The sequence below is a fragment of the Bacillus cereus group sp. MYBK30-2 genome, assembly GCF_051915945.1.
Lineage (GTDB): Bacteria > Bacillota > Bacilli > Bacillales > Bacillaceae_G > Bacillus_A > Bacillus_A paramycoides.
This window is the reverse complement of sequence record NZ_JBQAFR010000003.1, coordinates 56,913-79,208: the sequence shown is the minus strand read 5'-3', so window position 1 is coordinate 79,208 and position 22,296 is coordinate 56,913. Positions and strand designations below refer to the sequence as shown.

The window sequence follows — 22,296 nt, the reverse complement described above, 5'->3', positions numbered from 1 at the left end:
CTTAATATAGATAAAAGCAGACTGAAGAAGCCACAGTCTGCTTTTTTAGTTACATTTTATGATTTTGTTTCACGGGAACTGTCACTGTTTCTTTTGCTAACAAGAGTTGAACACCGAAGTATAGCATACCCGCGAGTAGCATACCCGAAACGGCATCTACGAATGCATGCTGCTTCGTAAATAATGTTGATAAAATGATAAGCGTACCGAAGAACGTAAGGATGTAATATTCAAAAGCATGTTGTTCTCTACGCTTAAAGGCAGCTAACATAATTACAAATGTTGTAAGAACGTGAATGCTAGGGAAACAGTTTACTGGTTGATCAATACTATAGATATAGCGGACTAGTTCGGAAAATACGTCTGTTCCAACGACAGTTGGACGTGGTACAGTTGTCTGCCAAAAATAATAAATAGAAAAACAAGCAAGTTTTCCAAGAATTACACTACTTAAAGTGACGTAATATTGCTTTCGATCAGCAAAACAGTAATAAATAAGTGCACCGTATAAGTATGGAAACCAAAGTAAATAAGGAATAATAAAGGCTTTCACAAATGGAATCCAATTGTCTACTACAGTTGTGACGTTTACTGCGTGAACAGAAGATTTATTTAATACATCGTAAAGGGGGCTTACGAGTACGAGTAGAAGTATATAACTTAACGGAAGAAAAGATGAAAGTTTAAATTTCTTCATGATAATCTCCTATGTTTTAGTAATGTAAGTAAATTCAATTGATTATAATATAGAAAATCCAATTGGGCTATCGAATTCACCTTACATTTTTGTCACTTGACTTAAAAGAGGGAGAGGGTGCTAAATGAAGCGTTCATTTTATTTCTTAGCTTTTATATTGTTATGCCTGGTGGGTGCTGGGTGTGCCAAAGATAAAGAAGGAGAGAAATTAGAATATAACGGGAGAGCACTCGTAATGGGAGTTGTTGGTGAAAAGCCGAAAGATACATTTAGAAATATAAAATTTGAAAGCGTAAAATTAGAAGAGATGCAGGAGAAATCAGCAAAAGTTGATGGTTTTCTCGTCATGAAAGAATATTTTCAAGAAGCATCGAAGGAACAGTATACGGACTTATTTTTATCATTAAAGAAGCCAGTGTTTTTTATCGGTTTACAGGATAGACCATATTTGATTTTTACTAAAAAAGCTTTAGATTATGACAATGCTCCGAAGGATGAAGCAATGATGTATACACAAGGATTTGTAAATATGGGAAGCAGTGAGGGGCAATATTGGGGTATGGGATTATATAATGATACTGTTTCGGATCAAAATATTCATAATATGTATATATTAGTATTTCAAACGATTTCGGATTATTTGAGTAGATGATGAAGGAGCCCATAAATGAGGCTTCTTATTTTTTATTTTAAATAAACGTTTGTTTAAGGGGTATGTTCGGCACGAAAGGATCTATGTATTTCAAAGGTTACTATAGAAAAATGTGAAATTAAATAAACGTTTGTTTAAGGTATATGTTCGGTATGAGAGGATCTATGTTTTCAAAAGGTTGATGTAGAAAATATGAAATTAAATAAACGTTTGTTTAAGATGTATGTTCGGGTTAAGGAGGGGGAAGGGAAGGTGAAGAAAAAATTATATATTTATTTTTTTCTTATAAATGGCGGAAAAATAAGAAAAATTTGCAGGATTATTAAAAATTATCACGAAATAAGTAAAAGTTTAGCGAATAATCGTTTGAAATAATAAAATGTTTTCTATATGATAAGGGTAAAGGTTAGTAAAAAAGTAGGTGAATTTATGACAGTAACATTTTATTCATATCCAAAGTGTGGCACATGTCAAAAAGCAAAAAAATGGTTTGAGGCAAACGATGTAGCATATGAGATGATTCATATTGTTGAAAATCCACCGTCAAAAGAAGATTTATGTAATTTACATGAGAAAAGTGAATTGCCATTAAAAAAATTCTTTAATACAAGTGGAATGCGTTACCGCGAACTTGGCCTAAAAGATAAGTTAAATGATGCGAGCGAAGACGAAATGTACGAGCTTTTAGCATCTGATGGCATGCTAATTAAACGTCCAATTGTAACAGATGGAACGAATGTAACACTTGGTTTTAACGAAGAGCAGTTTGAAAGTGTGTGGAAAAAGTACCAATAAGGTATTTTTACATAATTAATACATTCACTGGAGGTACAGTCATGAGCATTCCAAATAATTTACGTTACTCTGAAGAACACGAATGGGTAAAAACAGAAGGTAATGAGGTTGTTATCGGTATTACTCATTTTGCGCAAGGTGAGTTAGGCGATATCGTATTCGTTGAACTTCCTGAAGTAGGTGCAACAATCGAAGCTGACGAGCCATTCGGAAGCGTAGAATCTGTTAAAACAGTTTCTGAATTATACGCACCTGTAAGTGGTAAAGTTGTAGCAGTAAACGAAGAATTAAGTGACCAACCAGAACTTGTTAACGAATCTCCATACGAGGGTGCATGGATGGTTAAAGTTGAACTTTCTGATGCAAGCCAAGTTGAGAAGTTATTAACTGCAGAAAAATATGCAGAAATGACAAACCAAGACTAATTATAGTCGAGGAGAAAGGACAGCCTTTGTGCTGTCCTTTTTTTTGTGTTACATAATGAGTTTGAAAATACATATATATATTAATTATCATGTAGGAGAACGTTTTTGAAAAAACTTTTTTCGTTGAGGGTTCATGCTGAGCGAGCCGTATGCGCTTTTCATTGTCTAGCTCCACCTCCTAGCCCTTCATGTCTAAGAACCTTCCGCACGAGAAGACAAAAGCGTCTTCTGTGCGAAAGAACCTTAGCCTATAGGGCTAAACAGTCGGTTCCGCTTTTCTTTATGATCTAGCTTCAGCGGCTAGATTGTTCAGTGGCTTCGCTTCTTCCTACGAGGCAAAAAGCGCCTCTACGTCAGAAGCTCCATCCCCTTCACAATCTGAACGAGCCACTTCCGCTTTTCTTTTGCAAAAATAAACAGGAAACAACATGAAAATAACGAATATACTATATACTAAGTTAAAGGTTGTATAGTATATGGTGATCGGGTGATGACATATGATTTATGTGGAAAAAGTCATTATTGTAGAAGGTAAATCGGACAGAAGAAAGATTGAATCTATTATTCGTGAACCGGTGGAAATTGTTTGTACAAATGGTACAATTGGTTTGTCGAAAATGGATGAGCTCATTGATCAGTTTTTTGATAAAGATGTGTATGTGCTAGTGGATGCTGATGATGCAGGAGAAAAGTTAAGAAAACAATTCCGAAAAGAATTTCCGCAAGCAGAGCATATTTATATTGATCGCTCGTATCGCGAGGTGGCGACTGCGCCTTCTTCACATTTAGCAAATGTATTATGGGGAGCTGACATTGACGTTTATACAGAATATTTACGGTAAGGAATGATAGAAGTGATTGACTGGACAGGAACCGAAGCTACAGCCCTAATAGAAAACGAAGAAAAAACAGTGTTATATGTGTATACACCAATGTGTGGAACATGCCAATTAGCAAAGAAGATGTTAACGGTCGTTGAGATGACGATTGAAGATTTGAAAATTGGGATGTTAGATTTAAATTATGCTCCGCATTTTGCGAAAGAGTATGGGATAGAAAGTGTACCTTGTTTACTTATTTTTGAAAATGGGACACTGATGAAGAAGATATATGCATTTCATTCGGTTGAATATTTATATACGGAGTTAAAGTAGGCGGCAAAGTTTTTGCCGCCTCGACATATTTCTTGGGAAATATGTCGAGATGCGTGATGGATACAGTATTTGTCGAGCGAAAGTAACAGGATTGCTCTTTAGTGAGAGGGAATGGTATGTAATAGAAAGTGATATGAAGGATGTGATTTAGGGTGAAATTATATTCTTTGCTTCAATCATTTGTAAATTACGCTAATGGTCAATATCATTTAGAACCACTTTTAAGACAAGGAGAAAGAACCGTTAATTTTCGATTTGGAGATGAATGTTGTTCATTACAAATTTCAAGAGATTATATAGAACTTTTGAAAGAGGCGAGAGGAACGGAACAAATCGTCTGCTTAGAGGAAGAGGATGTTCAAAAATTAGTGACTGGAAATATAAGGTTGCAAACGTTGGTGAGTGATGGAAGAGTACAATATTCAGGAACGTATCGAACGATGCTATTAGTTGAATCAATGTTTCATATATGTAAACCGATGTCAGTGGGAGCTTAAAATTCTGAAGTTTCTTTTTTTGTGAAAATTTCTGTTGACACGGCGTGTAGATGTTGATAGAATTCAATTCATAAAATATAGACAATTTCATAAATTTTAAATCAGACGAAAATTTAATCTGATTTCTCTTATCAAGAGAGGTGGAGGGACTGTGCCCTGTGAAGCCCGGCAACCGTCAACTTATGTTGAAATGGTGCCAATTCCTGCAAAGCAAATGCTTTGAGAGATGAGAGAGAGGGATAATGTTGTTATATACGCATATAAACCTTTCTGCTTCTCTAAAAGCGGAAAGGTTTTTTTGTTGTTTGAATGTGGAGGATATTCAAACAATAAGATGAGCAATAGCGATAGATTACACGCATCAAAAATAAAAAATTGCGGAGTAAATCTAAAAGAGCCGCTTGCGCTTTTTATTAAAAAAAGGGGTGATACACCATGATTCTATTAGAGAATGTAAAGAAAATATATAAGTCAAAAAGCGGTGATGTCACTGCTGTAGATAACGCCAACTTAAAAATAGAGAAAGGTGAGATCTTTGGTGTTATCGGATATAGTGGCGCTGGGAAAAGTTCTTTAATCCGATTGTTTAATCAGTTAGAGAAGCCGACTTCTGGCCAGATTACGATTGCAAATCGTGTGATTTCAGCGATTACTGGAAATGAACTTCGTAAGGCGCGACAGGAAATCGGAATGATTTTTCAACATTTTAACTTACTTTGGTCACGAACTGTTCGTGAAAATATCGCATTCCCACTTGAAATTGCAGGTGTTGATAAGGCGGAGAGAAGAAAACGTGTCGATGAGTTAATTCATCTTGTTGGATTAGAAGGAAGAGGCGATGCGTACCCATCTCAGCTAAGTGGTGGACAAAAGCAGCGCGTCGGGATTGCAAGAGCGTTAGCTAACAATCCACAAGTACTTTTATGTGACGAAGCAACGTCAGCTCTTGATCCGGAAACGACAGATCAAATTTTAGATTTATTGTTAGATATTAATAAGCGTCTCGGTTTAACAATTGTATTGATTACGCATGAGATGCACGTTATTCGAAAGATTTGTAATCGTGTTGCGGTAATGGAGAGAGGAAAGATTGTAGAAAATGGTCCTGTACTTGATGTGTTCCGTAACCCACAGCAAGACATTACAAAACGATTTGTACAGCAGTTAACTGATTCTGAAGATACGAATGAAACGATTGAAAGTTTAATTGAAAAATACCCAGATGGAAAAGTAATTCGCTTGCAGTTTATCGGTGAGGCAGTAGAAAGACCGGTACTTCAAAGGTTAATGCAGCGCAGTGATATAGAAGTTAGCATTTTGCAAGGGAATATCGCACAAACGAATAACGGTTCTTATGGAAGTTTAGTTGTTCATTTAAATGGTGAGGAAACAGCAATCCAGCAAGCGATAGAGGGAATACATCAAGATCAAGTAGAGCTGGAGGTGATTGCTCATGGATAAGTTACTCGCAAATGTTGATTGGAATCAAATGTTAGAAGCAACAGGTGAAACACTATATATGACGGCAATCGCAGCGCTTGCCACATTTGTTTTAGGACTTATTTTAGGACTATTACTCTTTATGACAGCGAAAGATAATTTATGGGAAAACAAAGCAATTAATACGGTGATTGGAGCATTCGTAAACATTTTCCGCTCTATACCATTCATCATTTTAATTATTTTATTAATTCCGTTCACAAAGATTCTTCTTGGAACAATTCTTGGAGCAAGTGCAGCATTGCCAGCTTTAATTATCGGTGCAGCACCGTTTTACGCAAGAATGGTTGAGATTGCACTTCGTGAAATTGATAAAGGTGTAATTGAAGCTTCAAAAGCGATGGGAGCAAAAACAAGTACAATCATTTTGAAAGTATTAATTCCAGAATCGTTACCAGCATTAGTATCTGGTATTACGGTAACGACAATTGCTTTAGTAGGCTATACAGCAATGGCGGGTGTTGTTGGTGCTGGTGGCCTTGGAACACTTGCTTACTTAGAGGGGTTCCAGCGTGGTAATAACGATGTAACAATCGTCGCAACAATTTGTGTATTGCTAGTTGTATTTTTAATTCAGTGGATTGGTGATAACGTAACGACTCGAATAGATAAAAGATAATGAAAACGGGAGGGTATTTTAAATGAAAAAATTATTACTTACAGCACTTATTTCAACTTCAATTTTTGGGTTAGCTGCTTGCGGTGGGAAAGATAAAGATGAAAAGAAACTAGTTGTTGGGGCTTCTAACGTACCGCACGCTGTTATTTTAGAAAAGGCAAAGCCGTTACTTGAGAAAAAAGGAATTGATTTAGAAATAAAAAAATTCCAGGACTACGTGTTGCCAAATAAATCGTTAGCGGATAAGGATATAGATGCAAACTACTTCCAGCACATTCCGTATTTAGAAAAAGAAATTAAAGATAAGAAATATGATTTTGAAATAGCAGGGAAAATTCATTTAGAACCGATTGGTGTATACTCTCAAAAATATAAGAGCTTAAAAGAGCTTCCAGACGGGGCGACAATTATTATGAGTAATTCTGTTACTGACCATGGACGTGGTTTAGCAATTTTACAAAAAGAAGGCATTTTAAAAATTAAAGACGGAATAGATCCTGTTAATGCAACTCCAAAAGATATTGCAGATAATCCGAAAAACTTAAAATTCAAAACAGATATTGAGCCTGGTTTATTACCACAAGTGTATAACAATAAAGAAGGCGACGCTGTTCTAATTAACTCAAACTATGCGATTGATGCGAAGTTAAACCCAGAAAAAGATGCAATTGCAATTGAAGGAAATGATTCACCGTACGCAAACGTAGTAGTTGTTCGTAAAGGTGATAAAGATAAAAAAGAAATTAAAGAGCTAGTGGAAGTACTACATTCAAAAGAAATTCAAGATTTTATTAAGAAAGAATATAAAGGTGCTGTGCTTCCTTTAAGTGAATAAATACAAGGAAAGGACTGGGAAATTACCAGTCCTTTTTTCTTTATATATATAAGAAGAAAGGTGTATCATATAAAGATGCAAAGGAAATACTTATATACATTTGTGAAAAAATTGTTACTTTTTTTAGTTGTTTGCGATATCATTTTATTTGATATAAAATTAGAATGAGAATAAAATGAGAATATGAACGTTTTAGGAACTTTTAAAATGTATATAGAGGATTAATGGAGGTATTGAGATGGCTGGTTCTACATTAACGGTTAAAGACTTACACGTATCAATCGATGGCAAAGAAATTTTAAAAGGTGTAAACCTTGAAGTAAAAGGTGGAGAAATCCACGCAATTATGGGACCTAACGGAACAGGTAAATCAACTTTATCTTCTGCGATTATGGGTCACCCAAAGTATGAAGTAACAGAAGGTAGCATCATCATCGACGGTGAAGATGTATTAGAAATGGAAGTAGATGAGCGCGCACAAGCAGGTCTATTCCTAGCAATGCAATATCCAAGTGAAATTAGCGGAGTAACAAACGCTGACTTCTTACGTTCTGCAATTAATGCACGTCGTGAAGAGGGCGATGAAATTTCTCTTATGAAATTTATCCGTACATTAGATAAAAACATGGAATTCCTAGAAATGGATCCAGAAATGGCACAACGTTACTTAAACGAAGGTTTCTCTGGCGGTGAGAAAAAACGTAACGAAATTCTTCAATTAATGATGATTGAGCCAAAAATCGCAATCTTAGACGAAATCGACTCAGGTCTTGATATCGATGCGTTAAAAGTTGTATCTAAAGGTATTAACGAAATGCGCGGCGAAGAGTTCGGTTGCCTAATGATTACGCATTACCAACGTTTATTAAACTACATCACTCCAGACTTCGTTCACGTTATGATGAACGGTCGTATTGTTAAATCTGGTGGCCCTGAGCTTGCACAACGTCTAGAAGCTGAAGGTTACGACTGGATTAAAAAAGAATTAGGTATTGAAGACGAAACAGCAGAGCAAGAAGCGTAAGAGAGGAGCATAAACATGACAATCGGTACATTACCTTTCGATCAAGAAACAATCCGTCAGCGCGCAAGCGAAGTAAACGAAGCTGCTTGGTTGACTGAGTTCCGCTTACAAGCTCTTGCACAAGCAACTGAACTTCCAATGCCAACGCCTGATAAAACGAAAATTGAAAAATGGGACTTTATCGGAAAAGGCGACGCTGCTAAGCAAGAGCCTGTAAGTTCTTTAACAGAGCTTCCAGAAGCAGTGAAAAACTTAATCGATGAAAATAACAGCGTATTAGTACAACGTACTGGTACAACTGCGTTCGTTTCTTTAGCAGACGAAGCAAAAGAAAAAGGTGTTATCTTTACAGACATCGTAACAGCTGCAACTGAGCATGCTGAGCTAGTACAAAAGTACTTAATGAAAGACGGCGTGAAAGTAGACGAGCATCGTCTAACTGCACTTCATGCTGCATTAATCAACGGCGGTGCATTCGTATATGTTCCGAAAAACGTTGTTCTTGAAACTCCACTTCAAGCTGTATTCTTAGTAGACGGCGAAGAAGCTAACGTATATAACCACGTATTATTCGTAGCTGATGCGAACAGTACTGCAACTTATGTAGAAAACTACGTTGCAAATGAAAATGCTAAAGGTATTGCAAATATCGTAGCAGAAGTAATCGTGGAACAAGGCGCACAAGTGAAATTCGGTGCGGTTGATCTATTAGCAAAAGACGTAACAACTTACGTTAACCGCCGCGGTGTTGTAGGACGCGACGGCCGTGTTGATTGGGCTTTAGGTCTTATGAATGACGGAAACACAATTTCAGAGAACGTAACGAACTTAATGGGCGACGGTTCATTTGCTGATACGAAAACAGTAACAATTGGCCGTGGTAACCAAACACAAAACTTTACAACTAAAGTTGTTCACTTCGGTAAACACTCTGAAGGTTTCATCTTAAAACACGGTGTACAAAAAGATAGTGCAACATCTATCTTTAACGGAATTGGTAAGATTGAACACGGTGCATCTAAATCAAATGCACAACAATCTTCTCGCGTTCTTATGTTAGATGAGAAAGCTCGTGGTGATGCAAACCCAATTCTTTTAATTGACGAAGATGATGTAATGGCAGGTCACGCAGCTTCAGTGGGTCGCGTAGATCCAACCCAACTATACTACTTAATGAGCCGTGGTATTCCAAAACGCGAAGCAGAACGTTTAGTCATCCATGGATTCTTAGCACCTGTAGTAAATGAGCTTCCAATTGAAGGAGTAAAAGCACAGCTTGTTGAGGTAATTGAAAGGAAAGTTCGCTAATGAATATTCATGAAATACGCAAACAGTTTCCAATTCTTGATCAAAAAGTGAACGGCAAACAACTTGTTTATTTCGATAGTGCAGCAACTTCTCAAAAACCAATTCAAGTCATTGAAACGTTAGAACGTTACTATAAAGAATATAATTCTAACGTGCATCGCGGTGTTCATACACTCGGTACGAAAGCTACCGATGCGTATGAAGGTGCACGTGAGAAAGTTCGCAAGTTTATTAACGCGAAATCAATGGAAGAGATTATTTTCACACGCGGGACAACAACTGCATTAAATACAGTAGCAGCGAGCTATGGTCTTGAAAATGTAGAAGAAGGCGACGAAATCGTTATCTCTTACATGGAGCACCATAGTAACATCATTCCGTGGCAACAAGTTGCGAAGAAAACTGGCGCAACTTTAAAATACCTTCCGCTTCAACCAGACGGGACAATCTCAATTGAAGATGCTCGTCAAACAATTACACCGAATACAAAAATCGTTTCAATCATGTATGTATCCAACGTACTTGGAACAATTAACCCTGTAAAAGAAATTGGAGCAATCGCACACGAAAACGGTGCAATTATGGTCGTTGACGGTGCACAAAGTACACCTCATATGAAAGTAGATGTACAAGATTTAAACTGTGATTTCTACGCATTATCTGCTCATAAGATGTGCGGACCTACAGGTATCGGCGTATTATATGGTAAGAAAGAATTGCTGAACAATATGGAGCCAATTGAATTTGGCGGTGAAATGATTGATTTCGTAGATTTACAAGAATCTACTTGGAAAGAGCTTCCGTGGAAGTTTGAAGCAGGTACACCGATTATCGGTAATGCAATCGGGCTTGGTGCAGCAATTGATTTCCTAGAAGAAATCGGTCTTGATAATATTGAAAAGCATGAACATGAATTAGCGCAATACGCTTTAGAAAGACTATCAGAAGTAGATGGCGTTACAATTTATGGTCCAAAGCATCGCGCTGGTCTCGTTACATTTAATATTGAAGACGTACATCCTCACGATGTAGCAACGGTATTAGATGTAGAAGGTATTGCGGTTCGCGCAGGGCATCACTGTGCACAACCGCTTATGAAGTGGCTGAAAGCTTCTTCAACAGCACGTGCGAGCTTCTATTTATATAATACAAAAGAAGAAATTGATACATTTGTTGAATCGCTAATCAAGACAAAGGAGTATTTCACAAATGTCATTTAATAATTTAGATACGTTATATCGTCAAGTTATTATGGATCATTACAAAAATCCTCGTAACCATGGCGTATTAGAAGATAGTGTTACTGTTAACTTGAACAATCCAACTTGCGGCGATCGTATTCAACTTACGATGAAAGTAGCGGAAGGTATTGTACAAGAGGCGAAGTTTGAAGGAGAAGGATGTTCCATCTCAATGTCTTCAGCTTCGATGATGACACAAGCAGTAAAAGGAAAGAAAATTGAAGAGGCACTTCAGCTTTCTAAAATTTTCTCTGACATGATGCTAGGAAAAGAGTATGATGACAGCATTGATTTAGGAGATATTGAAGCATTACAAGGCGTATGCAAGTTCCCAGCACGTATTAAATGTGCAACATTAGCGTGGAAAGCGTTAGAAAAGGGCTTAAACGAAGATAAGTAATGTTAAAGGTTCCTAAAAACGAGGTTATCTAAGGAGGGACACACCAACATGGCGAAGCAACTGCCAGATATCGGCGATTATAAATATGGTTTCAAAGACAAAGACGTTTCGATTTTCCGTGCTGGACGCGGTTTAACAAAAGAGATCGTTGAAGAGATTTCACGTATGAAAGAAGAACCACAGTGGATGTTAGACTTCCGTTTAAAATCACTGGATAAGTTCTATGAAATGCCAATGCCACAATGGGGCGGCGACTTAAACGACTTAGATTTCGATGAAATTACGTACTACGTAAAACCATCTGAGAAATCTGAGAAGTCTTGGGATGAAGTACCTGATGAAATTAAAGCGACATTTGATAAATTAGGTATTCCAGAAGCTGAGCAAAAATATTTAGCTGGTGTATCTGCACAGTACGAATCTGAAGTTGTATACCACAACATGAAAGAAGACCTAGAAGCTCTAGGAATCGTCTTCAAAGATACAGATAGCGCATTAAAAGAGAACGAAGATATTTTCCGTGAGCATTTCGGAAAAGTAATCCCACCAACGGACAACAAATTCTCTGCATTAAACTCTGCAGTTTGGTCTGGTGGATCATTCATCTACGTTCCAAAAGGTATTAAAGTTGATACACCACTTCAAGCGTATTTCCGTATTAACTCTGAAAATATGGGACAATTCGAGCGTACGCTTATCATCGTAGACGAAGGCGCACACGTACACTACGTAGAAGGTTGTACAGCACCTGTTTACACGACTAACTCACTTCATAGTGCGGTAGTAGAAATCATCATTAAGAAAGATGCATATTGCCGTTATACAACAATCCAAAACTGGGCGAACAACGTATACAACCTAGTTACAAAACGTGCGGTTTGTGAAGAAAACGCAACGATGGAATGGATTGACGGTAATATCGGATCTAAATTAACGATGAAATACCCAGCAGTTATCTTAAAAGGCGAAGGCGCTCGTGGTTTAACATTATCTATCGCGATTGCTGGTAAAGGCCAACACCAAGATGCTGGTGCAAAAATGATTCACTTAGCACCAAACACATCTTCAACAATCGTTTCTAAATCGATTGCGAAGCATGGTGGTAAAGTAACTTACCGTGGTATCGTACAATTCGGACCAAAAGCGAAAAACTCTCGCTCTAACATCGAGTGTGACACGTTAATCATGGATAACCAATCTACATCTGATACAATTCCTTACAACGAAATCAAAAACGATTACGTTTCACTTGAGCACGAAGCGAAAGTATCTAAAGTATCAGAAGAACAATTATTCTACCTAATGAGCCGCGGTATTTCTGAGCAAGAAGCTACAGAAATGATCGTAATGGGCTTCATCGAGCCATTCACTCGCGAACTTCCAATGGAATACGCAGTTGAAATGAACCGCCTAATCAAGTTTGAGATGGAAGGTTCTATCGGTTAAATAGAAATGCGGAGCCGACTGTTCAGACCCGTTGGCTAAGGTTCTTTCGCACAGAAGATGCTTTTTATCTTCTGGTGCGGAAGGTTCTTAGACATGAGGGTCTAGGAGGCGAAGCTGGACAATATTTAAAAGTGGAAGCGGCTCGTCCAGAATGTGAGGAAGAAGCGAAGCCACCGAACATTCTAGCCGCTGAAACTGGATAATATATTGAGGAAGCGCCCTGCATAGCAGGGCGCTTTTTTGTATTGTGTGGAGCTGGGCAAGGGATACCCCACTTAGTATTCAGTCAATTATATCAACGATTTTTCAAATATATCGACCACGACTCCGAATATATCAGCGGTCATTCAATATATCGATGTTTCGACAAGGAATATCGACTTATTGCTTCATGGTGGACGTACGCATATACCCTTCAACCTGCAAAAAAAGCCATCAAAAGACGGCTCTAAAACCCAAACACTACAAATATAAAAGGAACGCATATTAAGATAAAAATAACTAATATAAGTAAGACAAAGATACCGACAAATCTCAATTTGCTCGTTTCGTTTTTAGATATTGCAATCATGCTGAATATGAGGCCGAGAATAATGAGTGGGATGCTAATAAATAGAAATAGATTAGGCAAGAAAAGTACGGAAGCGATAAATAAAATGCCTCCTGCTAATGAGGACCATAGTGAGAGAAAGCTATATCGATTAATAGAGAACACCTCCTTATGTAGATAATAATGTAAAATTTTTCATGTTGAAAGGGGAATCTTTTGCTTTTTCTTATAATGCGAGTACAATGTAAAATAGCAAGAAAAGACGAAAAGTATTTACAGGATTATTGCGCGCGCGTAGCGTAAATGGCAGTAAGGAACTGAGAGGAGGTTTTTTCTCTGAATATAAATAAAGAAACAATCATCCACCTATATCATACAAACGATATACATAGTCATTTTGAAAATTGGCCACAAATTTCTCGGTTTGTACTAGGGGAGAAAAAGCGCAGACAGGAAGCAGGAGAGACTGTTTTAACTGTGGATATTGGCGATCATGTGGATCGTTTTCATAGTATTTCGGAAGCGACAAATGGGCTCGGGAATACGAAGTTATTAAATGAGGCGTTATATGATTATGTAACGATTGGAAATAATGAAGGAATTACATTGGCGAAAGAGCATTTGAATCGTCTATATGATGATGCTGGGTTTGAGGTGCTCGTAGCGAATCTATTTGAAAAAGAGGGTGTACGTCCGGCCTGGGCAAAGCCTTATAAATTACATACAACGACAGATGGAGTTACGATTGCCTTTATCGGATTAACGGTAGCTTATCCAGAGTTTTATCATATGTTAGACTGGCATATTGAAGATCCAATCATCCATTTAGAATCTATTTTAGAAGAAGTTAAGGATACGGCTCATATTACTGTTGTGCTTTCTCATCTTGGAAAAAGTATGGATGAGTATATGGCGGAACATTATGATATAGATGTTATTTTAGGTGCACATACGCACCATTTATTTGAGCGTGGTGTTCTTGTAAACGATACTTTGCTTTGCTGTTGTGAAAAATGGGGACATTACGTCGGTCACGTTCAGCTTACTGTGGATAAAGAGACGAAGGTGCTCCTAAAAAAAGACGGTAGAGCGATTAAGACAGAACGGTTAGGTGCTTATAGCGAGCCGTTATCCACAATTGAAATGCTGCAGGAAGAAAGCAAACATATAATGGCTGAGCCTGTCGTTCATTTAAAAGAATCATTACCGGTTGATTGGTTTAAAGAGACGACATTTTCTCATATGTTGGCAAGTGCGCTTAAAGAGTGGTGTGATGCGGATATTGGAATGGTGAATGCTGGTGTACTACTTGAGGGATTAAATGAAGGTGTTGTGACGCGCGGGGACATTCATCGAATTTGTCCACATCCAATTAATCCATGTCTATTAAAAGTACCGGGGAAAACGTTAAGAGAAGTTATTTTGAAAGCTCGTAGGCCGAATATGGAGAACCTTGAAGTGAAAGGATTCGGATTCCGAGGAAAAGTAATGGGGAAAATGATTTACGATGGATTAGAAGTGATTCCAGATACAATTTCAGGGAATAAAATTTTACTAGAAGATGTATTGATTAACGGTGAGTCGCTGGAATTAGAACGTATATATACGGTAGGAACGATTGATATGTTTACATTCGGATACTTATACCCAGAGCTATCCACACTTTCTGACAAACAATATTATATGCCAGAATTACTTAGAGATGTGTTAACAAATATGTTGATAACTTATACATCTTCAGTCAAACTATAGGCTAGTTAACTTGTAACACTCATTTTTCTCTTGTCATACAGATAAGAAAGAGAGGAGTGTGAACTATGGTTAATGTAGAGCCAATTATAATTGATAACTATACGTTCATTGCTGTTAGCGTAAAGCTTCCAAAGACAAATTTGCTAGCTGTAATGAGCGATAAAGGATATATTATGTGCGGTGCTTTAGATGTAGGCCTTTTAAATGAGAAGTTAGGAGATCGAGGAATTATCGCTGGCCGTGCAGTCGGTGTAAGAACGATTGAACAACTTCTTGAAGCACCGCTGGAATCAGTAACGACTGGAGCAGAAGCTTTAGGTATTCCAGTAGGAACAATCGGAAAAGATGCACTATTAAAAATGAGATAAGCATATATCGTCCCTCTTTCTTGCATAGAGATAGTATAAGAAGGAGGGTTTTCTTATGCGTAAATTTCGTTCGAACAATTCGCGGTTTCGAAGGGGGCCGATTTCCTTTCGGTATATACTGCTTATTTCGTTTATTATTTTTATAGTAATGGTCGTACAAGGATTATGGATTGTGAATAAAAGTATCCAGCCAACATTAATTAAGTATGGAGAAACAGAGACACATAAAATGGCAACAGCAGTCATGACGAAGGCGGTAAAAGACCGAATTAATGAAGGATTTGATGTGGATACGTTAATGAAAGTACAAAATGATAAGAACGGAAAAGTATCTACCATTGATTTAAATACAAAACAAGTAAATGAAATATTAACATCGACTACTGCATACATAGAGAAATATTTACAACAAGTAGAAAAAGGGGATATGAAAGCACTTGGTATTTCTGAAGAGAATGGGATATCTATGTCAGTTCCTTTTGGTCGTATAACCGATAATGCGCTTCTTGGTAATATAGGACCAGATATTCCGATTAAATTTACGCCAATTGGTCATGTGAATACGGATATTAAACAGCTAGTTGAGCCGCAAGGAATTAATAATACAGCGATCAAAATTATTATGGAAGTGGAAGTGACGTTGCAAGTTATGATTCCGTTACACACGAAAGAAATTACGGTGAAGCAAAACATTCCGATTGCAACGCGCATCGTTCAAGGTGAGGTGCCTACTTATTATGGAAGTGGCGGAGCTGTTGTACCAGATAAAAAGAAAACGGATAGTTAGTATATCTTTAATGAATATAAAAAATAACCGTAGCAATGCGCTACGGTTATCATTTTGTATTCGCACGTTCTTTTCGTTCCCAAAGGCTCAAATGCATGTATGGATCGAAAGCCCACTCTGTATAGCCGTTGTCTTTATACATTCCAAAATGTAAGTGTGGTGGGAACTTTCCAGCTGTACCAGGAGGACCGTAGCCGGTGCTACCAACAAATCCGATTACTTTTCCTGGTTCGACAACTTGTCCGAGCTGTATTTCTTTTGAGAATCCGCCTAAATGAGCGTAATAATGGTAATTATTATGAAGGTCACGAATACCAATGCGCCATCCACCAAGACGATTCCATCCTTTTGTTTCAATAATGCCATAGCAAGTTGATCTTACTGGTACGCCGTATCTAGCAAAAATATCGGTTCCTTCATGAATCCGCCTTCCGCCGAAGCTTCTTCCAGCACCAAAAGTACTACGGTAGCTATGATCACTGCGAATAGGGAGAGGGAAAGCATTTCCTTCTAAGTTAATACGTCCATAGTGTCTATAAATGCGGGCGTATTCTGTAATTAATTCAACGGTTTTTGCACGTCTATAATATTCCCAAAGCATAATTTTAATACGGTCTTCTGACGTTCCTTGTTTCTTTAAAATAGTTGCTGCCGTATGCAGAAGATCGCGGTCGTTATTTGCATTTGCAAATCCATCTTTGTCACCATCTAAACCCATTCCACCAAATAGAGAAATCGTATGGGGGAGAGTATCGTTACTATTAACAGGTCCAGCCCATAGTTCAGGTTTGAAATAAAGGGAAATGATGGCATCTGGTTTTTTCGGAATATCCTTTCTTACGCTCCGTATATTTCTTTCGTATTGATCCATTGCAGCTAAGTAATACCACGGAATGCCTGAAGATTGCTCGGTTTCTTTATATAGTGCCATGCGCTTTTCATGTATGCTTTGCTGATTATCTTCACCGTAAGCGATGTTTTGGTGGAGAAGAAAGCAAATCGAAAGCAAAAGAGAAATTTTTCGAAGCATGAAATAGACTCCTTTCACAACATCACTCTTTTTAGTGTGGGATATACGGAGTATTTCATTATAGGGAACGATTGGAAAAAATCTTAGAATCTTCATTTGAGCAAATCGCTTTCATACGTTAGAATAGATATGTTACATTGAAAGAAGCGAACACGGTAAACTATTTCATATTGTGCGGAGTTGATAACCATGACAAAACAAACAGAATATAAGCGCAAGCCCGAATGGTTGAAAATTAAGTTAAACACGAATGAAAACTATACAGGCTTAAAGAAAATGATGCGTTCTAAGAATCTTCATACGGTTTGTGAAGAGGCGAAATGTCCGAATATTCATGAATGCTGGGCTGTAAGGAAAACAGCGACATTTATGATTTTAGGTGCGGTTTGTACACGTGCTTGTCGTTTTTGTGCGGTTAAAACAGGCTTGCCAACTGAGCTTGATTTACAAGAACCAGAACGCGTAGCAGATTCTGTAGTACAAATGGGCTTAAAGCACGTTGTTATAACAGCGGTTGCACGTGATGATTTAAAAGATGGTGGAGCAGCTGTTTTCGCTGAAACAGTACGCGCTGTACGTCGTAAAAATCCATTCACGTCTATCGAAGTATTACCATCTGATATGGGTGGGGTAGAAGAAAACTTAAAAATGTTAATGGATGCAAAACCAGATATTTTGAACCATAACATTGAAACAGTACGTCGATTATCTAACCGAGTTCGCGCTAGAGCAAAATATGACCGTTCATTAGAGTTTTTACGTCGAGCAAAAGAAATGCAGCCTGATATTCCAACTAAATCGAGCATTATGGTGGGCTTAGGTGAAACAAGAGAAGATTTAATTGAAGCAATGGATGACTTACGTGCAAACAATGTGGATATTTTAACTCTTGGACAATACCTACAACCATCTAAGAAGCATTTACCAGTTATTAAATATTACCCACCAGCAGAATTTGCAGAGCTTAAAGAAATTGCACTTAGCAAAGGATTTAGCCACTGTGAAGCTGGTCCACTTGTACGTTCTTCTTATCATGCGGACGAGCAAGTACGTTCTGCAAAAGAAAAAGTAGCAGAAGCGAAATAATGAAAAAAGAGAGCTATTATTAGCTCTCTTTTTTCTTATACTCTAAAACTCTATTTTGACATGTTGATAAAATCTTTTTTAATTCCTCTGTGGATAATTCAATTGTAAATTCAGGTACACCAGGTGTGATTAAAATTTTATTGTAAGTATAAATTGAACTGTCCACAATAATCGTTACATCTTGTGAATAACCGAAAGGAGCTACACATCCTGGAGTGCAACCAGTCTCTTCTCTTAGCTCATCAGGAGAACAGAGAGATAAGCTCTCTCCTGTTATTTCTTTCATCTCTCCTCGGTTGAGGCGAGTTCCTTCTAGCGTAAAGAATACGTAATACTCCCCGGATTTTGATTTTAAAAATAGGCTTTTACTTGGAGTACCTTGTAAGCCGAGTCTTTCACGAACGATGCGATCTGTCTCATAGTCGAGTACTGGTTCGTGTTCAAATTTTTCATAAGAAGCATTTGTTTTATGTAGTAAAGAAAGTACGTCTTCGTACATATTGCATGATACCCCTCTCTATGTTTTACTGCAGTCTCGCCATATCTTCTCGCAGTGTCAACTGAATGTACTGGAAAGGGATATTACTTGGATGGCGCTTCCCATAATCGTTTTATGATAGATTGTTCATCGATTGTAATTTCGTAAATATCAGGATTCGTTAAAGCTTTCCATTCACCAAAGCCAATAGTATGATCAAAGTGCTTTAAAATTAGTGTGAGTAAGTTGCCGTGTGTAACGAGTAATGTTGTGTCATGCTCTAGTTTTAAAACTTCTTGGATAAGTGAGATAGCGCGATCCATCGCTTGTTTTGTTGACTCTCCGCCCGAAAAGGCAATATCTATATCGGTAAAAGTGTATTCTAGTTTTTGAAGCCAATCATCCATTGAAACAGTACTTAATATACGCTCTGCTAACCGTTCATCTTCTTGAACAGGTAAATTAGCTTGAAGTGCATATGGCCGAATAGAATCGATAGCGCGGACAAAAGGGCTTGAAATAATGTAATCTATTTGTAGATGATTTTCTATGAGGAATTTAGCAAGGGTGTTTGATTGATCTCTTCCTTCATTTGTTAATTCGGCATTATGCTCTTGTCCAGTTGCTGAACAATGTCGCATTACAATAATTTTCTTCATATTTCATCCCCATCTTTCAAGTTGACGATATATACTTCGACAAATGTGGAAAAAATTCCTTTTTTGTGTACAGAGAAGAGAATAGGGACCGGGGCATGTGGAAAAGTAATGTGGATAATGAAAATTTGGGGTGCTAGCATGAAAAAAATAATAATTATTGCATTCATTGCTTGTTTTCTCACGCAACTGTCCACAACATATGCACAATCAAATCAAAACTTAGAATACCCGAGCAATCAAAATAGGTCATTTGTGAGTGAAGATTTGTTTTATGACCAGTTAGATAAGAAAATCTATAAGGAATACAAAAATGCAACATATAGTGTTCGTAAAAAAATCTTATTTAAAGAAGTACAAGATGCAGAATTTACCTTCCGAAAAAAAACAGATGTCGGCTGTCGCAGTAGAGTGGTGATTCGAGATTCGTTTGTTCATCCTGATCGCCAAGTGTACTTTTTTGCTTCCTTTTCTCAAGATGAAGTAGAGGAGTTTTATAAGTATATCGTTATAGATGCAGAAACAAAGAAGGAGCTTCTAGGCGGAAAAAGTTATCACCATGGCGATAATCCACATAAAAAATAAACCACCAATTTTGGTGGTTTATTTTTCCTCTGAAGCACTCACTAACTTCTCTTTCATTTTGCGAATAAGAACGAAAGCACCAATTGCGAAGAGAAGAGTAGTTCCTTCTGCGACAAAGATGTTAATTATTTTTGTTTGGTAAAGTGCTGCGAAAAAGTCCACAAGTGCGTGGAATAGTATAGCGTATACGAGGAAAATGTATTTCTTTTGTTTTACCGCGTATACGACAAGCATTGTGAAAGCAATTTGCAGAACGAGTGCCATAATTCTTTCTAAGCTACCGAGTAAGTATAAGTAGGCAGGTTGCTGAATTAATATGTCCTGTAAACGGCTGAGCTCAGGCATTTTTTCAACCATTTGAGCGAAACTTCCGTTGTTAATGGAAGTAGCAAAGATTAATGCTTGTAGGGCAGAAAAGCCACCGACTAAAATTGATTCAATACCACCGTGACCAATTCCGTATGCAAGACCGTCTTTATATTCTCGATATTTTTTCAGTAAGTAGTAAAAGGCAACAAAGCGCCCTAATTCTTCAAAAATACCAGCAGTTAACCCACCGTAAATCGCAAAGATAAATGGGTTTTCTAAAACCGCAGCTGTTGCTGGATTTCCTCGCATAAATAGGTGGAATGGTGTTTCGAGAATTTGGGTAAACCCGATAAAGATAAGGACACCAACGCCAACTATTTTCCAATTAATATTATATTTCTTGCGGAAATAAACGAGTACAATAATTGGGATCAAAATCGAGAGAACGAGCTGAATGATGATACTGGCAATTACAGTATTTGAAACCATACTTTCACCGCTTTCTAATATATGTACATATCTATTATGCATGAAATATAGTGAAGATGAAACTTTTAGTAATAAAATGAATTTACTTATTGACTCTAACGTTGCGTCATACTTTATCGTATGTATTAAGGGGGAGATACGCATGACAATGAGGGTAAAAGAAGTAGCTGATTTAGTTGGAATTAGTGTGCGCACACTGCATCATTACGATGAAATTGGGTTGTTAACCCCAGATGAGACAACAGAGTCTGGATATCGTCTGTATTCCGATGAAAATTTAGAAACGTTGCAGCAAATTTTATTTTTTAAAGAGCTTGGCTTCCCTTTGAAGAAGATTAAGGAAATTATCATGAGTCCTTCATTCGACCGTGAAGAGGCTTTACAGCTTCATAAGAAAATGCTTCTTGAAAAGCGAGCTAGACTGGATAAGGTGATTGCGACGATTGATAAAACAATTAAGCATACAAAAGGAGAGATTGAGATGACGAATAAAGAGAAATTTGAAGGATTTGATTTTAGTCATAACCCATATGAAGAAGAAGCACGTGAACGATGGGGAGATACAGCTGTGGATAAAGCGAATGAGACTGCAAAAGGTATGTCTAAAGAGAAACAGGAAGAGTTTAATAATATTTATAGAGGGATAGCGGCGCTTAGACACGGCGCACCTGATTCTAGAGAGGCGCAAGACGCAATTGGAGTATGGTACAATTACTTGCAAAACTTCGGTGAATATTCATTAGAAGCCTTTAAAGGATTAGGTCAAATGTATGTCGCTGATGAGCGCTTTACAAAAAATATTGATAAGTTTGGTGAAGGTTTAGCACAGTTTATGTGTGATGCGATGGAGGTTTATGCGGATCGTAATAAAAAATGAAATAATCGTTAATATAATTTCATTTAAATAGTTATTTGTTCAATGAATTCAAAAAAGGTGGAGGCTTTCTCCACCTTTTTATTTTTTAATCATATTATTCAAAGTTTGATCCCCTGTATTGTTCAAATGAGGATTTTTGCTCATTTCCCGTTTTAGCATATCAAGACTTTGTTCATATTCTTTATCGTTTAATGCACCGGATTGAAGGCCTTGAATTTGAGAAATCAACTTTTGGTTTGTTGATACATATGCTTTATAATAGCGAGGGACGATGGACAAAGCTGTTTTATATACTTGATCTGTTACGAGTGCTGGGTCAGTTGTGTTTGCGCGGTATACAACAAACACTTCATCATCGGTAACGAGTGTAGCCGCATTGGTGACGTCAGGAAGTTTGACTGTCATGCTTGTAATCATTTCAGCGACTTTCTCGCGGTTAATTGCTCCTACTTGTTTGTTAGGTACTTCATGTTTTTGTTTAGAAGAATAACCGACTCTCGTTAATCTTGTATTTGTGTTTTCAGTATGATACATGTCGTTTTTGTTGGAAACGAGAACACGGCTTCCTTCTTCACGCTCCATTTCGGCTTTATTAGTTGTTTGGCAGCCTGCAAATAAGGAAAGAGTGAGAAGAGAGAGTATAATTTGCTTTTTCACGATGTATCACCTCCTTCTCCATAGCATGCACTAATTTTCAATTTTTTGTATTTGAAATTGTTGGTTGTTATGCTTTGTG

Annotated in this window: 27 protein-coding genes and 1 riboswitch; of the genes, 21 read left to right on the top strand and 6 right to left on the bottom strand. The window is 37.5% G+C overall.

Going from position 1 to position 22,296, the window contains the following annotated elements; all coding sequences use genetic code 11:
• Positions 1–49: 49 nt before the first annotated feature.
• Positions 50–697: a phosphatase PAP2 family protein gene (locus ACTFQM_RS19820; protein ID WP_440035949.1), complete on the bottom strand. Its 648-nt coding sequence runs from the start codon at positions 695–697 to the stop codon at positions 50–52.
• Between the two features lie 124 nt (positions 698–821).
• On the opposite strand from ACTFQM_RS19820, the gene ACTFQM_RS19815 reads away from it, so the two are divergent.
• The 18 genes from ACTFQM_RS19815 to yunB all read left to right on the top strand — a co-directional run bounded on the left by ACTFQM_RS19815 (position 822) and on the right by yunB (position 16,050).
• A complete protein-coding gene (locus ACTFQM_RS19815) occupies positions 822–1,349 on the top strand; it encodes a hypothetical protein (protein WP_440035948.1) in 528 nt (175 codons plus the stop codon).
• Between the two features lie 429 nt (positions 1,350–1,778).
• Complete coding sequence (locus ACTFQM_RS19810) at positions 1,779–2,144, top strand: arsenate reductase family protein (protein WP_048375379.1); 366 nt, start codon at positions 1,779–1,781, stop codon at positions 2,142–2,144.
• Positions 2,145–2,185: 41 nt separating this feature from the next.
• Positions 2,186–2,569: a glycine cleavage system protein GcvH gene (gene gcvH / locus ACTFQM_RS19805; protein ID WP_000026896.1), complete on the top strand. Its 384-nt coding sequence runs from the start codon at positions 2,186–2,188 to the stop codon at positions 2,567–2,569.
• A gap of 497 nt (positions 2,570–3,066) precedes the next feature.
• Positions 3,067–3,411, top strand: coding sequence for a toprim domain-containing protein (locus ACTFQM_RS19800; protein WP_000640865.1), 345 nt, complete (start codon positions 3,067–3,069; stop codon positions 3,409–3,411).
• 3 nt (positions 3,412–3,414) lie between these two features.
• Positions 3,415–3,723 carry a thioredoxin family protein gene (locus ACTFQM_RS19795; protein ID WP_440035946.1) on the top strand — a complete coding sequence of 103 codons (309 nt, stop codon included), beginning with the start codon at positions 3,415–3,417 and terminating at the stop codon, positions 3,721–3,723.
• 152 nt (positions 3,724–3,875) lie between these two features.
• On the top strand, positions 3,876–4,220 hold the full coding sequence (locus ACTFQM_RS19790; RefSeq protein ID WP_440035944.1) for a hypothetical protein: 345 nt from the start codon (positions 3,876–3,878) through the stop codon (positions 4,218–4,220).
• 125 nt (positions 4,221–4,345) lie between these two features.
• A riboswitch (SAM riboswitch) is annotated at positions 4,346–4,453 on the top strand.
• Positions 4,454–4,655: 202 nt separating this feature from the next.
• A complete protein-coding gene (locus tag ACTFQM_RS19785) occupies positions 4,656–5,681 on the top strand; it encodes a methionine ABC transporter ATP-binding protein (protein WP_440035942.1) in 1,026 nt (341 codons plus the stop codon).
• Positions 5,674–6,339, top strand: coding sequence for a methionine ABC transporter permease (locus ACTFQM_RS19780; RefSeq protein ID WP_002174064.1), 666 nt, complete (start codon positions 5,674–5,676; stop codon positions 6,337–6,339). Before ACTFQM_RS19785 ends, ACTFQM_RS19780 begins: the two co-directional genes overlap by 8 nt.
• A gap of 22 nt (positions 6,340–6,361) precedes the next feature.
• Positions 6,362–7,174: a methionine ABC transporter substrate-binding lipoprotein MetQ gene (metQ, locus tag ACTFQM_RS19775; protein ID WP_440035939.1), complete on the top strand. Its 813-nt coding sequence runs from the start codon at positions 6,362–6,364 to the stop codon at positions 7,172–7,174.
• A 238-nt stretch (positions 7,175–7,412) separates the two neighbouring features.
• Positions 7,413–8,198: a Fe-S cluster assembly ATPase SufC gene (sufC, locus tag ACTFQM_RS19770; protein WP_000929159.1), complete on the top strand. Its 786-nt coding sequence runs from the start codon at positions 7,413–7,415 to the stop codon at positions 8,196–8,198.
• A 15-nt stretch (positions 8,199–8,213) separates the two neighbouring features.
• Positions 8,214–9,506 (top strand): Fe-S cluster assembly protein SufD, encoded by a 1,293-nt coding sequence (sufD, locus tag ACTFQM_RS19765; RefSeq protein WP_440035937.1) that lies wholly within the window; start codon positions 8,214–8,216, stop codon positions 9,504–9,506.
• Complete coding sequence (gene sufS, locus ACTFQM_RS19760; RefSeq protein WP_002174061.1) at positions 9,506–10,726, top strand: cysteine desulfurase SufS; 1,221 nt, start codon at positions 9,506–9,508, stop codon at positions 10,724–10,726. The genes sufD and sufS overlap by 1 nt, the downstream gene beginning before the upstream one ends.
• Positions 10,716–11,147, top strand: a complete 432-nt coding sequence (gene sufU / locus ACTFQM_RS19755; protein WP_000009521.1) for a Fe-S cluster assembly sulfur transfer protein SufU — start codon at positions 10,716–10,718, stop codon at positions 11,145–11,147. The genes sufS and sufU overlap by 11 nt, the downstream gene beginning before the upstream one ends.
• A 48-nt stretch (positions 11,148–11,195) precedes the next feature.
• A complete protein-coding gene (gene sufB / locus ACTFQM_RS19750) occupies positions 11,196–12,593 on the top strand; it encodes a Fe-S cluster assembly protein SufB (protein WP_002174060.1) in 1,398 nt (465 codons plus the stop codon).
• 74 nt (positions 12,594–12,667) lie between these two features.
• Positions 12,668–12,796, top strand: coding sequence for a hypothetical protein (locus ACTFQM_RS19745; protein WP_265622980.1), 129 nt, complete (start codon positions 12,668–12,670; stop codon positions 12,794–12,796).
• 683 nt (positions 12,797–13,479) lie between these two features.
• On the top strand, positions 13,480–14,895 hold the full coding sequence (locus ACTFQM_RS19740; RefSeq protein ID WP_327915283.1) for a bifunctional metallophosphatase/5'-nucleotidase: 1,416 nt from the start codon (positions 13,480–13,482) through the stop codon (positions 14,893–14,895).
• Between the two features lie 65 nt (positions 14,896–14,960).
• Entirely contained in the window at positions 14,961–15,263 is a 303-nt protein-coding gene (locus ACTFQM_RS19735; RefSeq protein WP_002015926.1) for a YunC family protein, read from the top strand.
• A gap of 55 nt (positions 15,264–15,318) precedes the next feature.
• Positions 15,319–16,050, top strand: coding sequence for a sporulation protein YunB (yunB, locus tag ACTFQM_RS19730; RefSeq protein WP_440035931.1), 732 nt, complete (start codon positions 15,319–15,321; stop codon positions 16,048–16,050).
• 49 nt (positions 16,051–16,099) lie between these two features.
• On the opposite strand, the gene ACTFQM_RS19725 is transcribed toward yunB, so the two are convergent.
• Positions 16,100–17,080, bottom strand: a complete 981-nt coding sequence (locus ACTFQM_RS19725; RefSeq protein ID WP_440035928.1) for a M23 family metallopeptidase — start codon at positions 17,078–17,080, stop codon at positions 16,100–16,102.
• A 189-nt stretch (positions 17,081–17,269) separates the two neighbouring features.
• Here ACTFQM_RS19725 and lipA point away from each other — a divergent pair, with 189 nt between their 5' ends.
• The gene (gene lipA, locus ACTFQM_RS19720; protein WP_105585505.1) at positions 17,270–18,166 is read left to right on the top strand and encodes a lipoyl synthase; all 897 of its coding nucleotides are present in this window, start codon (positions 17,270–17,272) and stop codon (positions 18,164–18,166) included.
• Between the two features lie 19 nt (positions 18,167–18,185).
• On the opposite strand, the gene ACTFQM_RS19715 is transcribed toward lipA, so the two are convergent.
• Positions 18,186–18,665 (bottom strand): YbaK/EbsC family protein, encoded by a 480-nt coding sequence (locus ACTFQM_RS19715; protein WP_071718362.1) that lies wholly within the window; start codon positions 18,663–18,665, stop codon positions 18,186–18,188.
• 83 nt (positions 18,666–18,748) lie between these two features.
• Entirely contained in the window at positions 18,749–19,303 is a 555-nt protein-coding gene (locus ACTFQM_RS19710; protein WP_427289355.1) for a histidine phosphatase family protein, read from the bottom strand.
• Positions 19,304–19,441: 138 nt separating this feature from the next.
• Here ACTFQM_RS19710 and ACTFQM_RS19705 point away from each other — a divergent pair, with 138 nt between their 5' ends.
• A complete protein-coding gene (locus ACTFQM_RS19705) occupies positions 19,442–19,885 on the top strand; it encodes a hypothetical protein (protein ID WP_440035925.1) in 444 nt (147 codons plus the stop codon).
• 18 nt (positions 19,886–19,903) lie between these two features.
• On the opposite strand, the gene ACTFQM_RS19700 is transcribed toward ACTFQM_RS19705, so the two are convergent.
• Positions 19,904–20,725, bottom strand: coding sequence for a YhfC family intramembrane metalloprotease (locus ACTFQM_RS19700; protein ID WP_440035923.1), 822 nt, complete (start codon positions 20,723–20,725; stop codon positions 19,904–19,906).
• Positions 20,726–20,825: 100 nt separating this feature from the next.
• Between ACTFQM_RS19700 and ACTFQM_RS19695 the strand changes: the two genes are divergently transcribed.
• A complete protein-coding gene (locus ACTFQM_RS19695; RefSeq protein WP_440035921.1) occupies positions 20,826–21,560 on the top strand; it encodes a MerR family transcriptional regulator in 735 nt (244 codons plus the stop codon).
• Between the two features lie 78 nt (positions 21,561–21,638).
• Here ACTFQM_RS19695 and ACTFQM_RS19690 read toward each other — a convergent pair whose 3' ends face one another.
• Positions 21,639–22,217 carry a YhcN/YlaJ family sporulation lipoprotein gene (locus ACTFQM_RS19690; protein WP_265622987.1) on the bottom strand — a complete coding sequence of 193 codons (579 nt, stop codon included), beginning with the start codon at positions 22,215–22,217 and terminating at the stop codon, positions 21,639–21,641.
• Positions 22,218–22,296: the final 79 nt, after the last annotated feature.